Origin of the sequence: Methylobacterium nodulans ORS 2060 (assembly GCF_000022085.1) — a bacterium.
Lineage (GTDB): Bacteria > Pseudomonadota > Alphaproteobacteria > Rhizobiales > Beijerinckiaceae > Methylobacterium > Methylobacterium nodulans.
This window is the reverse complement of the sequence record NC_011887.1, coordinates 22,849-35,756: the sequence shown is the minus strand read 5'-3', so window position 1 is coordinate 35,756 and position 12,908 is coordinate 22,849. Positions and strand designations below refer to the sequence as shown.

Below are 12,908 nucleotides of genomic sequence, written 5' to 3'. Positions count from 1 at the left end.
CCCGGATTGTCGCACCAATGCTGAGCCGGGATCACCGACAGGAGGATTGCCGAATGAAATACACGCTCGACCCGCACATGTTCCGCCATCTGTCTCTGGAGGAAACCTGCCGGAAGACAGCCGAACTGGGCTATGACTCCATCGAGCTGTCGCCTCGCCCGGACTTCCTGGCATGGTGGACGCGGCCGAAGGTCTATCCGGAGCGGATCAGGAGCTTCAAGAAGGCGCTCAAGGATCACGGCGTGGGACTGGCGACGCTGCAGCCGATGTATCGCTGGGCCAGCCCCTATCCGGACGAATGGGAGCTTGCGATCGACAATTGGAAGCGGGCCATCGCGATCGCTGTCGAGATGGAATGCCCGATGTTCGTGTCAGAGTTCGGCCGCGGCGGCTCGCCCGAGCGCAGCCTGAACGACCGGTCCGGCCTGCATCGGCCTGAGACCTGCGAGGGGCAGTTCTTCCGCGCGATGGACATCCTCGTGCCGATCCTCGAACGCGAGGGCATCGTGCTGTCGCTCGAGGCCCATCCGGAGCATTGGGTCGAGGAAGTGGCGCCCGCAATCGACATCATCAAGACGATCAATTCGCCCATGGTGAAGGCGTCCTTCATCGCGCCGCACACCTTCTTCTACGGGCCGGACATGGTGGCCAACCTGCGCGCCACCGCGGGATACCTCGCGCATGTGCGGCTGGCCGATACCTATGACCACAACAAGTCTTCGCAACTGCGTTACATCGTGAACCCGCCCGGCGCAAAGGTCCGCGTGCACCAACATCTCGACATCGGCCAGGGCGAGATCGACTGGGACCTCTTCTTCTCGACGCTCGCCGACATGAAATTCGATGGCGTCCTGTCGAACTGCGTGTTCGCCTGGGAGGACCGGGCGGAGGACAGCGCCCGCTTCATGCTCGCGGAAATGAAGCGCTACGTGGGGACATACTGGAAAGCCTGATCAGGGTGGGCAGGCGACGGAGAGGCAGAGATGAAGACGTTGGATGTCATCACCATCGGCCGTTCGTCGGTCGACCTCTACGGGACCCAGATTGGCGGCCGGCTCGAGGACATGCGGTCGTTCCAGAAGTATATCGGCGGGTCTCCGACCAATATCGCGGCGGGGACGGCGCGGCTGGGGCTGAAGTCGGCGTTGATCACCCGGGTCGGCGACGAGCATATGGGGCGGTTCATTCGCGAGGAGCTGCTCAAGGAGGGCGTGGACGTGCGCGGGGTCAAGACCGACCCCGAGCGCCTGACCGCGCTGGTGCTGCTGGGTATTCGCGACCAGGAGCGCTTTCCGCTGATCTTCTACCGCAGCGACTGCGCGGACATGGCGCTGTGCGAGGACGATATCGACGAGAGCCTGATTGCGCAGGCGCGCTCGGTCGTGGCCACCGGCACGCATCTGAGCCACCCGCGGACCGAGGCGGCCGTGCTGAAGGCCTTTCGGCTCGCCAGGACGCATGGCGCGCGCACGGCGCTCGACATCGACTATCGCCCGAACCTCTGGGGCCTCGCTGGCCATGATGCCGGCGAGAGTCGTTTCATCGCGAGCAAGGCGGTGACGGCAAAACTGCAAAGCCACCTGCCTTTGTTCGACCTGATCGTCGGCACCGAGGAGGAGTTCCACATCGCCGGTGGGGATACGAACACGCTTGCCGCGCTGCGGGCCGTGCGCGCCGTCTCCTCCGCGGTGCTAGTCTGCAAGCGCGGGGCGGCGGGGGCCGTGGCCTTCACCGGCGAGATCCCCGACAGCCTCGATGAGGGCGAGATGGGTCCGGGCTTTCCGATCGAGGTGTTCAATGTCCTCGGCGCGGGCGACGGTTTCATGTCGGGCCTGATCAAGGGATGGCTCGAGGAGGCGCCGTGGCCGCGGGCCTTGGCATATGCCAATGCCTGCGGGGCGTTTGCGGTCAGCCGTCATGGCTGCACGCCGGCCTATCCCTCGCTGACGGAGCTGGAATTCTTCCTCGAACGCGGCGTGGTCACGCCGGCTTTGCGCCATGACGCGGCGCTGGAGCAGCTTCACTGGTCCACCAACCGCCACGGCGACTGGTCGACCATGCGGGTCTTCGCCTTCGATCACCGGATGCAGCTGGAGGTGATGGAGGGCGCCAGCCCGGCGAAGATCGGCGCCTTCAAGGAACTGTGCCTGCAGGCTGCTCTCGAAGTCCAGGATGGACGGCCAGGCTATGGCATCCTGTGCGACGACCGGCTGGGACGGGACGCGCTGCAGGCCGCCGCGGGAACCGGCCTCTGGATCGGCCGGCCGGTGGAGTGGCCGGGCTCGCGGCCGCTGACGCTCGAACCCGAGCTCGGTCCCGACTACGGCGGGCTGGCCGAATGGCCGCTCGACCATGTGGTGAAGGTGCTGTGTTTCTGCCATCCGGACGATACCCTGGAGATGCGGGCGCAGCAGGAGGCGGTGGTGACGCGGCTCTTCCATGCCGCGCGCCGCCAGCGGCTCGAATTTCTGTTGGAGATTATCCCCTCGAAGGTCGGGCCGGTCGATGACCGCACGACCGCAACCCTGATCCGCCGCTTCTACGAGATCGGGATCTACCCGGACTGGTGGAAGCTGGAGCCGATGGCGAGCGCGGTGGCCTGGGCCGAGGCTTGCGCGGCCATTGAGGAACACGACCGCCATACGCGCGGCATCGTCGTGCTGGGGCTGGATGCGCCCGAGGCGGAGCTGGCCGAGAGCTTCCGGATCGCGGCCGGGTTTAGTCTCGTGAAAGGCTTTGCCGTGGGGCGGACCATCTTCGGCCAGGTGGCGCGCGACTGGCTGGCAGGCCGGATCGGCGATGAGGACGCGGTTGCGGAGATGGTGCGCCGCTATGCGCGGCTTTGCGCAGTCTGGGATGCCGGGAAGGGCCTTGCGAGTGCAACGGCCGGACGGGAGCAGGCATGATGACGACGGTGCGGTTGACGGCGGCGCAGACCATGATGCGCTGGCTTTCGGTGCAGATGACCGAAGAAGGCGAGCGGTTCATCGAGGGGGTCTGGGCGATCTTCGGCCATGGCAACGTGGCCGGAATCGGCGAGGCGCTGGAGAAGATCGGCGACGCATTGCCCACCTGGCGCGGCCAGAACGAGCAGACGATGGCCCATGCGGCCATCGCCTATGCCAAGACCAAGCGCCGCCGGAAGGCGATGGCCGTCACCTCGTCGATCGGGCCGGGGGCCACCAACATGGTGACGGCGGCGGCACTGGCGCATGTGAACCGCCTGCCGGTGCTGTTGATCCCGGGCGATGTCTTCGCCAACCGGCGCCCCGATCCGGTGCTGCAGCAGATCGAGGATTTCGACGACGGCACGGTCTCGGCCAATGACTGCTTCCGGCCGGTCAGCCGCTATTTCGACCGGATCACCCGGCCAGAGCACCTGCTGACGGCGTTGCCGCGCGCCCTGCAGGTGATGACCGACCCGGCCCAGTGCGGGCCGGTGACGCTGGCCTTCTGCCAGGACGTGCAGGCCGAGGCGTACGACTGGCCCGAGGCGTTCTTCGCGCCGAAGGTCTGGCACATCCGTCGCCCGGAACCGGACCGGCGCGAGCTCGCGGCCGTGATCGAGATGATCCGCGCGGCGCAGAAGCCGGTGATCGTGTCGGGCGGGGGCGTGCTCTATTCCGGGGCCGATCAGGACCTCGCCGCCTTCGCGGAAAAGCACAACATCCCGGTGGTCGAGACGCAGGCCGGCAAGGGCGCGCTCGACTGGCAGCACCCGCTCAACTTCGGCTCTCCCGGCGTGACGGGCAGCGACTGCGCCAACCGGATCTGTGCCGAGGCCGACCTGATCATCGGCGCGGGCACGCGCTTCCAGGACTTCACCACCGGCAGCTGGGCCGCCTTCCGCAACCCTCAGCGCAAACTCGTTTCGGTCAACCTGACCGGTTATGACGCCGCCAAGCACAGTGCGGTGCCGTTAGTTGCCGATGCGAAGATCGCGCTCACGGCGATCACCGCCGGGCTGGAAGGTCACCGGTTCGCGGGGCCGGATGCGAGCCTGCGCACGGCCTGGTTTAAGGCGGCCGACCGGGTGATGGCGGCGCCGCAGGGCGAGAACCCGAACGATCTGCCCACCGACGCGCAGGTAGTCGGGGCGGTGCAGCGCTATGCGGGCGCCGACACAGTGGTGATGTGCGCGGCCGGCACCATGCCCGGCGCGCTGCAGGTGCTGTGGCGCGCGGCACCCGGCGGCTACCACATGGAATACGGCTATTCCTGCATGGGCTACGAGGTGGCCGGCGCCATGGGCATCGCGCTGGCCGTGCCCGAGAAGGAAGTCATCTGCTTCGTGGGCGATGGCAGCTACATGATGGCCAATTCCGAACTGGCCACGGCGGCGATGATGCATGTGCCCTTCACCATCGTGCTGACGGACAATCGCGGTTATGGCTGCATCAACCGGCTGCAGATCGAGTGCGGCGGCGCGCCCTTCAACAACATGTATGTGGACAGCCGCCACAAGACCTTCCCCGAGATCGATTTCGTCGCGCACGCCCGCGCGATGGGCGCCGAGGCGGTGAAGGTCGCCGGCATTGCCGGGCTGGAGGCGGAACTGGCCCGGCCCCGTGACCGCAAGGTCCCGCGCGTGATCCTGATCGACACCGAGGCCGAGAGCAGCCTCGGCGTCGGTGGGGCCTGGTGGGACGTGGCCGTGCCCGAAGTGGGGACAACCGAAGCCCTGCGCGCGGCCCGCGAACGCTACGACAGCCATGCCGCCTTCCAGCGGACGTTCGACTGACGGGATCGGGGCGCCCCGACGCGTCGGGCCCATCCGGAACGAGGCCGGACGAGCGCAGGCGCACTGGTCCAAGCCGTGGCCGACGGAGATCATATGATGGCAAACCTGTTACGCCGACCCTTTGGTGCGCACGGCAAGGTGCACGAGATCACGCCGCATTCGGCGGGCTGGCGCTATGTGGGCTTCTCGCTCTACCGGCTGCGGCCGGGCGAGACGGTGGGCGAGGCGACCGGCGCCATGGAGGCGATCCTCGTCATGGTCGAGGGCAAGGCCGCCGTCACGGCTGCCGGCAACGACTGGGGCGAGCTCGGCGACCGCATGGACGTGTTCGAGAAGACGCCGCCGCATTGCCTCTACATCCCGAATGGCGAAAACTGGACTGCCGTCGCCATCACCGACTGCACGATCGGCGTTTGTCTCGCGCCGGGCCAAAGCGGACATGCGGCGCGGCGGATCGGGCCCGAGGGCATCACGCTGACCCGGCGCGGCCAGGGGTCGAACACCCGCTTCATCAACAACATCGCTATGGAGGCCGAGGATTATTGCGACAGCCTGCTGGTGACCGAGGTATTCACGCCGGCGGGTCACTGGTCGTCCTATCCCTCGCACCGCCATGACGAGGACGACTATCCGCGCATCACCTATCTCGAGGAGACCTACTATCACCGCCTCAACCCGGCGCAGGGGTTCGGGATCCAGCGGGTCTATACCGACGATGGCAGCCTCGACGAGACCATGGCGGTGCACAATCACGACGTGGTGCTGGTGCCACGCGGTCACCACCCTTGCGCGGCCGCCCATGGATACGAGATGTACTATCTCAATGTCATGGCGGGCCCCTTGCGCCAATGGCGCTTCGAGCCCGATCCGGCGCATCGCTGGCTTCTGGAAGGCGAGGCCAAGACATAAGGGCAGCGCAGCACGGCCCTAAGCAGGTTTCGGAACAGTGCCTTGCGGTTTTCCGAAAAAACCTGCGACACATCAAAAATCTAGAGCATTTTCCGACGAAGAGGATCCCGGTTCGTCGCAGATAATACGGTAAACTCAAAGACTTAAGAGCAGAATCCGTTCATGGTGGAACGGCTTCTGCTCTCGGGCGAGGAACGGGGAGGCTCGCACCCATGGGGCCAAGCCCCAGCGTCCCCTCACGAATTCCGGAACATAAGGGGAGCGGCACCGAAGGTCCGGGCCCTGAGGACAGGATAATCATGATTCTCTACGGTACCAACCCCATCGCCTGGTCGAATGACGACGACCAGAGCATCGGCGCACATCTGACGCTGGACGATTGTCTCTCGGACTGCCGAAAAATCGGCTTCGACGGAATCGAGAAGGGTCACAAGATGCCCGACGACGGCATGGCGCTGAAGGCGCGGCTGGCCGAATACGGGCTGCGTTATGCCGCCGGCTGGCATTCGACCAATCTTCTGGTCAACGACATTGACACGGAGAAGACCGCGCTGGCGCGGTTCATTGAGATGACGAAGGCGGCGGGTGGCGACCACATCAATGCCTGCGAATGCTCCAACACAGTCCACGGCAATGCCGCGGTGCCGGTCAACGACCGCCCGATCATGACCGACCCCCAATGGGAGCGCTTCTCCGCCGGATACGAGGAATTGTCGCGCTTCGCGGCCGATCGGGGCGTGAAGATGGGCTACCATCACCACATGGGAACGATCATCGAAAGCGGCGCGGATATCGATCGCTTCATGGCCATGGCCGGGCCGCACACGCATCTGTTGCTCGACACCGGCCACTGTACTTTTGGTGGCGCGGATCCGGCGGCGGTCGCAGAGAAATACATGAATCGCGTCACCCACATCCATTGCAAGAACATCCGGCCTGAGATCATGCGGCAGGTGCGCGAGGAAAATCTCTCCTTCCTGGAAGGGGTACGTCGCGGCGTCTTCACCGTGCCTGGGGATCCAGAGGGCTGCGTCGATTTCGCGCCGGTGTTGCGGATCGCCGCGGAACAGGGCTATTCGGGCTGGCTGGTGATCGAGGCGGAGCAAGATAGCCTCATGCGCGAGCCGTTCTTTTACCAGAACATGGGGCTCGCGGCACTGAGGAACATGGCGGGCGCGGCCGGGCTTGACAAGGTTGCAGCTTGAGGCCGCAAGAGGCGGCAGGTCGGTTCTCTGCCGGCCTCTCTGTCGCCGCGCTTGGCGGCATCCGCGCCTCCGCCGCCCGAACGTTCGGAATTCGAGCGGCATTTTGCCCGTCTAACGATCTCACCGAGGCGGGCCGGCGGTTGGCCGTCGACTGATCAACAGTTCGCTTGAGATCTGCCCCGCCACCGCTCGGCGTTAGTCAATCGAGTATTTGCACCCGAATCGGCGCTTTTGAAAAAGCCCCTCTGCGTCCAACCATTCAAGGGACGAGTTTTCTGCGTCCAGCTTGATGAAGGACGGACATCGCACATGTGGGAGGCTGTTTTCGTTCGATGAAATCAGAATGCTGAATAGATGTGAGGCAAAGATCATAGTAATTTGCCAGAGAACAAACTATGCAAACTTAATATCATTCAACACTGTATTGAGAGAAATATCAGAACTACCAGCGGGGGTTGGCAACCCATTGCAAGTGGCTTGCCAGCCCTGGAATCGAAGTTGTGTTGAACAATCGACGCACGACAATCGGAAGTGAACTGAGCGTATTCGCGACGGTTGGTTCTCTCATCATGTTCCGTTCCGTCATCCGCCCAGTGTTCGTCGGATCATTACTTGCGGCAGCTGGCGCTGACGTCTTCATCGTCGCGTCCTTCAGCGAACCGGTGCGGGCGGAACTCCGAAGTTAAATTGTTACCATGTCCTGGGCGGCAAGACAGAAACCATGGGTCATGTGTCGGTGATTCCCAAAGTGAAGGAGGAAACACAATGAACAGGGTCTCCCAAAATACATTGATCTCGCTGCGCGAGAGCGGGGCCGTGAAGCGTCTGCTCCTCGGGTCCGCGGCTGGTCTGACGGTCGTGGCGGGGGCACAGGCAGCGGATCTGCCGGTCAAGAAGGCGGCGCCGGTTGAGTACGTGCGGGTCTGCTCGGCCTATGGCGCCGGCTTCTTCTACATCCCCGGCACCGATACCTGCCTGCGTGTCAGCGGCCGCGCCCGCTTCGAGGCGATCTACGTCCAGCCCGTGCTGCGCAGCGACACGGTCGGCTATCGCGGCCTCGGCCGTCTGAACATCGACGCCCGCACCCAGACCGGCTACGGCACCCTGCGCGCCTTCGTCCGCTTCGATCTCGCCAGCGCCACCGGCCCCTTTAGGTCGACCCCCCAGGAGCGCCTTGGAACGCCTTCGCGGCGACCGGCGTCGACACGGCTGCGCGCGTCCAGCAATACGTGAACGTCGACAAGGCCTTCATCCAGTTCGCCGGCCTCACCGCCGGGCGCGCGGCCTCGTTCTTCGACTTCTACGCCCACGACTTCGAAATCATCGCCGTCTCGCTGGGCTCCGACACCTACTCGACGAACCTCCTCGCCTACACGGCGACCTTCGGCGAGGGCTTCTCGGCGACGATCTCGATGGAAGACCCGAACCTCCGCCGGACGCCGGTCTTCGGGGGTGGCTCGACGGGCTTCACGGGCAGTCAGGCGGTGAGCGCCAACTTCGCGCCCGTCCTCGTGACCAACGCGGCCGGGGTGCCGGTGTCGGTGACCGCGGCCGACGTGATCCAGCGCTCGCGCATGCCCGATTTCGTCGGTGCGCTGCGCTACGATGCGGCCTGGGGCTCGGCGCAGCTCTCGGCGGCGGTCCACGAGATCAACGCCGGCAACACCTCCACGCTGGTGGGGCTGACGGCTGCTCAGACGGCGCTCCTGCCGGCGGTGGCGAACCCCGCGGCTCGCCCGGCGAACGCCTATGGCTGGGCCGTGCAGGGCGGCCTGAAGCTCAACCTGCCCTTCATCGCAGTGGGTGACTCCCTCTACCTCCAGGGCGCCTACGGTGAAGGCGCGCAGACCTACACCGGCTACTCCGCCCATAACGGCAGCTACACGCTGACCGGCAGCCCGGCCGCCGGCCTGTTCAACACCTACTATGCCGATGCGGTGGTCGACCCGGTCACCGGCCAGCTCAGCCTGTCCACCAGCTGGACGGTGGTGGCGTCGTACCTGCATTACTGGACGCCGCAGTGGCGCTCGGCCTTCTACGGCAGCTACGGCGAGATGAGCTACAACAAGGCGGCGCGCTTCAACAGCGCCCTGTTCGGTGTGAACGGCCTGCCGTCGCCGACCACGGCGGCGGGCGTGGCGGCTCTGGCGATCAGCCCGGTGCTGCGCGACACCAACCAGATCGTGGCCGGCGCGAGCCTGATCTGGTCGCCGGTCAAGGACCTCGATATCGGTGTCGAGGGCCTCTATGCCCGCTCGGCGGTGAGCAGCGGCCGGGTGATCAACCCGAACAAGGCGAGCAGCGCCACGCTGGCGAGTGCGGGGGCGGCCGGTGGGCCGAGCCTGGCGGCGGTGCTGGCGACCCCGACCGTCGTCAGCCAGGACACGTTCCAGGTCCGCATGCGCGTGCAGCGCGATTTCTGACCGGGAGCGGACGATCGTGACCAGGGGCCCCGGCGCTGCCGGGGCCTGTCGCAAACACGAATGGGCCGGCTTCACGGGCCGTCAGGCATACCCGCCCAGCTTGCCGCTTTGACTTCGGAGCCGGCCCACAATCCTCACCGCCCTCGCCCTCAAGCTGAAGAGACAGGCCCGCGGCGATTTCCGAGGACGCCACTTCGAGGCACCTCTCATCGTGCAGGCCGTCTCCTAGTGGTTTGAGTTAGCAATCTGTTCGCAGAAACGCGCCACGTTGGCCAGAATCTCGTCGGCGGTTTTGGTCCACACGAACGGCTTGGGATGAGGGGCTTGTCACGTTGGGCGAGCATGGGTCGTCTGGCAACCCAAAACGGCGCTGCCCCAACCCGCTAAGTCGTTGGAAACACACGGACCACTATGGTCCGGGGTGCCAGCAATGACAAGAAATTACGCTCAACGTGACAAGCCTGGCCAGACGGCGTGTTGGACGACCTCGGGTGGGAATTGGTGGCGGGCGTACGAGATGGGCTGCATGCCCCCTGCCCTACCGCGGCCTGAGCCGGGGTGCCATCGCTTCGCGTGACAATGCCCTCGGACGTTTTCGACCGATGCGCGGCGACCCGCAGCAGGATCTCGTTCATCGCCCGGTCGAAGGGCGTTAGCTCCTCGGTATCCGCTGGGCGGACCGCCCGAGCCGATTGGACTTCTCTGGCAATGTCGGGGCGCAACATTTCTCGTGTCTGGCCTACGGAACCCACCAGGGGGTTATCCCCGAGAACAGAAGACGGGGGCTGCGCCGCCTCAACGAGCGCAGCCCCCGTCTTCTGCGATCCTCGCGCAACGCTTACGGACGAAGCATCAGAAACTTCGTTTTCCCTTGTTTTAGAATCCTTTATGGCTTGGGTGGGCGCAAATTCCTGCGCCCTACCCTCCTGCGACCGGGTGTCCGTTCCTGCCTGTTTTTTGCGAGGCATCGGAGGCTCCACGAGGTGCGTGAGGACGATGGTGGTCGCGCCGGTCTGCGGGTCGGGCGCGGAGCGCGCGATGTAGCCGGCGCCCTCCAGAGCAGCGTAGTGAGCCTGCACGGTGCGCTGCGCGATCCCGAGGTCGGTCGCCACGAGGCAGGTACGCTTGGTGAAAGCCTGACCGCGCCCACAGCGGGCAATGAGGTAGATCAGCGTAGTGCGGGCGCCTGCCGAAAGGCGGGCGTCAAGGAAAGGGTCGAGGGCGTGCCTCCGCACGTAGCGAAAGCCTGCAAGGTGGCGCCGCTGGCGCAGACGGTTGTCGCGCTGCCGGCGCTTGCGGCGCTCCTGGGCTGGCTCGACGCGAACGGTCGGAATATCGGTCATGTGCCCGACCACAAGATCGGAGCGCTGACGGGGCGTTAGGGCCTCGAAGGCGGCGACGTCGCTTTCGCTCCACTGCGGCGGCTCGGCGAGCAGGCCCGCGTAGGCGATCTGGGTCCATTGCTCCTCGGGCTTCCCGTGACAAGCGAGGCAGAGAAGGGCACTGATTCTCGGCATTACGGGCTCTCGCGCATACGTCGATTTGCCTGATCAAGGAAAGTTGGTACGGATGAGTCAAATTTCGGCTTTGAAGACTCAAGGCTACAAGTCGCGCGAAGTTGGTTATTACCCGCGTGAACCAGGCTATTGCTCGCGCGGAACGGGTTATTGCTCGTTGGGTATTGGTTTTCACTCGCGCGATCGATCGCGCGAGCAATGACCCCGAGTCGCAAGGGCCCGAATCCGGGTTATTATCCGCGCCAAATGGGTTATTGCTCGCGGCATGGGTTCCGGTCCCCTTCCCCGGTGAGCCGCGCTGCGCTGGTTGCCCGTATGGGTGGTAAATCGGTTAACGAAATTGGGGAACAAAGTCCGTTTTTCAGGCATGATTCGCCGGAACGTAGCCAAGTCTCAGCAGTCGGCCGTTTATCCCTCGCGCGGTATGGGTTTTCACTCGCGCAGGCACTAACGGCCTGTGGTCGCATTGCATTTTGAGAGCATTCGCGAGGCTGGTGCTGGAGCAACGCAGCCGCGAGCCTGATCTCGGACCCGGTTGGTGCCGGGGAAGCGCAAGCCCCCTCCCAACCGCGCGAGCAATGACCTCTGACCGGCGTTAGTAGGGGCTTGGGAATCGCGCGAGCAGAAACCCATATGGTGGGACGGAAACGTTTCGGTTTTGTTCGCGTCTTTGGATCCGTCCTCACCTCTCATTGCGCGAGCAATAACCCGGCAGGACCTTGGCGGGGTTGTGACACGGCGCGAGCAATAACCCTGAACTGACCCCAAGTTTTTTGCGGCGTGACGCCATTGGCCTTTGACAGGTATTGGGCTGCCGCGTTCACTGCCACGGCTGGAGGGCTGTATGCCGCGACGCTCGAAACCCACGGGTCCGTCAACATCGACCGCTCTCACCCGGGGTGCGAGCGCCACCGAGCCATCGAAGCCGACCCCGATTGAGCAGCCGATCCAATTCGACTTTCTCGCGCAGCAGGACGAGCGGGTCACGAAGATCCTGCGGTTCTGGGACCACGTTCCGTGGGCGGTGCTCTACAAGCACGATGTTATGCGGAGCGGCGCCTATCTGAAGATGGTCACGCGGGCTTTCGACGTCGGCGGGCGTCTTCACCAGTTGCAGATGACCCCGGCGCGTCTAGTGCGGGATGGCCAGGAGTTGGATGACTATCCGGGAGATCGCGAGCAGCTTATTGAACTTGCTATCCGCAGGCTCGCGGCGATGAAGCGGGAGTTCCGCTTGCATCGGAAGAATGCAAGCAATGTGATCGGTTCGAAAGTTGTAGAAGTCGTTGCTCTTAATTTGGGCATATACGAAATTCAGAATGAGTTGAAACGTAACGGCCATGAGTACAACTACACTCAAATTCTAGAGTCAATCGACATTCTAAACAAAACACATTGCAGCATCACAGCGTACGACACCGATCAGGACGGCGACGGTGTGGCGCATGTGATGAACGGTCCAATCTTCACACAGGTTTATTTCACGCGGAACGATAAGGAAGAGAAAAACGCTGCCATGCGGGTTACGATCCACGTGAACTCGCTTGTAGCAGATGCGATCCGCGGGCTCGACTTTTACGATGTGAGCTATGAAGCTCTCATGAAGCTCAAGCCGGTGTCGCGCTGGATCTTCAAGCGCCTGCATCACGCGATGGTTTTCCCGACGAGCAATGAAGATCCGCGTATTCAGACTATCCGCGCTAGCACTATCCTGGCTTATAGCGGCATGGGCGAATATGCTCGCCTGCGGGATGCTTTGAAACAGATCATGATTTACCTCGACGACCTGAAGCGAAACGGCATTATCGAGGAGATCATGGCTGAGGACGAATGGGAGGGATCCGGACGCTCGAAGCGCAAAGCGGACGTAAGCTATACGATCCGGATGTCGGAGGAGTTTTACCGGCAGTCGATCCAGGCACAGCAGAGTCGGATCGAAGCACTGACTGACTTCCGCGATATCACGGGACAGGCCACGCCGGAGGTTTGGACCCCTGCTACGCCGACAGCCCGCTTGGAGGTCGCTAAGAGGCGCACGTCGCGCCGGACCAAGGGTACGAGCGACCTCCCGCTATTCGGCAGCGTTCAGGACTGAGGCGACCGGGCTGCGCCA

7 protein-coding genes and 2 pseudogenes are annotated in these 12,908 nt (G+C 64.1%); 8 read left to right on the top strand and 1 reads right to left on the bottom strand.

Features of this window, described 5'->3' with window-relative positions; genetic code table 11:
* Nucleotides 1-53 precede the first annotated feature (53 nt).
* From MNOD_RS38635 to MNOD_RS47610, 7 genes and pseudogenes are all read left to right on the top strand, one after another.
* Nucleotides 54-953: a sugar phosphate isomerase/epimerase family protein gene (locus tag MNOD_RS38635; RefSeq protein ID WP_012631043.1), complete on the top strand. Its 900-nt coding sequence runs from the start codon at nt 54-56 to the stop codon at nt 951-953.
* Nucleotides 954-983: 30 nt separating this feature from the next.
* Complete coding sequence (locus MNOD_RS38630) at nt 984-2,906, top strand: bifunctional 5-dehydro-2-deoxygluconokinase/5-dehydro-2-deoxyphosphogluconate aldolase (protein ID WP_012631042.1); 1,923 nt, start codon at nt 984-986, stop codon at nt 2,904-2,906.
* A complete protein-coding gene (gene iolD / locus MNOD_RS38625) occupies nt 2,903-4,741 on the top strand; it encodes a 3D-(3,5/4)-trihydroxycyclohexane-1,2-dione acylhydrolase (decyclizing) (protein ID WP_012631041.1) in 1,839 nt (612 codons plus the stop codon). The genes MNOD_RS38630 and iolD overlap by 4 nt, the downstream gene beginning before the upstream one ends.
* Nucleotides 4,742-4,837: 96 nt before the next feature.
* On the top strand, nt 4,838-5,650 hold the full coding sequence (gene iolB / locus MNOD_RS38620; protein ID WP_043753892.1) for a 5-deoxy-glucuronate isomerase: 813 nt from the start codon (nt 4,838-4,840) through the stop codon (nt 5,648-5,650).
* Between the two features lie 299 nt (nt 5,651-5,949).
* On the top strand, nt 5,950-6,855 hold the full coding sequence (iolE, locus tag MNOD_RS38615; protein WP_012631039.1) for a myo-inosose-2 dehydratase: 906 nt from the start codon (nt 5,950-5,952) through the stop codon (nt 6,853-6,855).
* 765 nt (nt 6,856-7,620) lie between these two features.
* A pseudogene (locus MNOD_RS38610) lies at nt 7,621-9,278 on the top strand (porin).
* A gap of 130 nt (nt 9,279-9,408) precedes the next feature.
* Nucleotides 9,409-9,504, top strand: a pseudogene (locus tag MNOD_RS47610) (IS6 family transposase); the annotation flags it as partial.
* A gap of 157 nt (nt 9,505-9,661) precedes the next feature.
* Here MNOD_RS47610 and MNOD_RS38605 read toward each other — a convergent pair.
* Nucleotides 9,662-10,795, bottom strand: coding sequence for a helix-turn-helix domain-containing protein (locus MNOD_RS38605; RefSeq protein WP_012631038.1), 1,134 nt, complete (start codon nt 10,793-10,795; stop codon nt 9,662-9,664).
* A gap of 844 nt (nt 10,796-11,639) precedes the next feature.
* Between MNOD_RS38605 and MNOD_RS38600 the strand changes: the two genes are divergently transcribed.
* On the top strand, nt 11,640-12,890 hold the full coding sequence (locus MNOD_RS38600) for a hypothetical protein (RefSeq protein ID WP_012631037.1): 1,251 nt from the start codon (nt 11,640-11,642) through the stop codon (nt 12,888-12,890).
* The last annotated feature ends 18 nt before the right edge of the window (nt 12,891-12,908 follow it).

Excerpts from the sequence above, each read along its gene's own strand:
- MNOD_RS38630 (WP_012631042.1), top strand. The coding sequence starts at position 984 with ATGAAGACGTTGGATGTCATCACCATCGGCCGTTCGTCGGTCGACCTC.
- MNOD_RS38605 (WP_012631038.1), bottom strand. The coding sequence starts at position 10,795 with ATGCCGAGAATCAGTGCCCTTCTCTGCCTCGCTTGTCACGGGAAGCCC.
- MNOD_RS38600 (WP_012631037.1), top strand. The coding sequence starts at position 11,640 with ATGCCGCGACGCTCGAAACCCACGGGTCCGTCAACATCGACCGCTCTC.
- iolD (WP_012631041.1), top strand. The coding sequence starts at position 2,903 with ATGATGACGACGGTGCGGTTGACGGCGGCGCAGACCATGATGCGCTGG.
- iolE (WP_012631039.1), top strand. The coding sequence starts at position 5,950 with ATGATTCTCTACGGTACCAACCCCATCGCCTGGTCGAATGACGACGAC.
- MNOD_RS38635 (WP_012631043.1), top strand. The coding sequence starts at position 54 with ATGAAATACACGCTCGACCCGCACATGTTCCGCCATCTGTCTCTGGAG.
- iolB (WP_043753892.1), top strand. The coding sequence starts at position 4,838 with ATGGCAAACCTGTTACGCCGACCCTTTGGTGCGCACGGCAAGGTGCAC.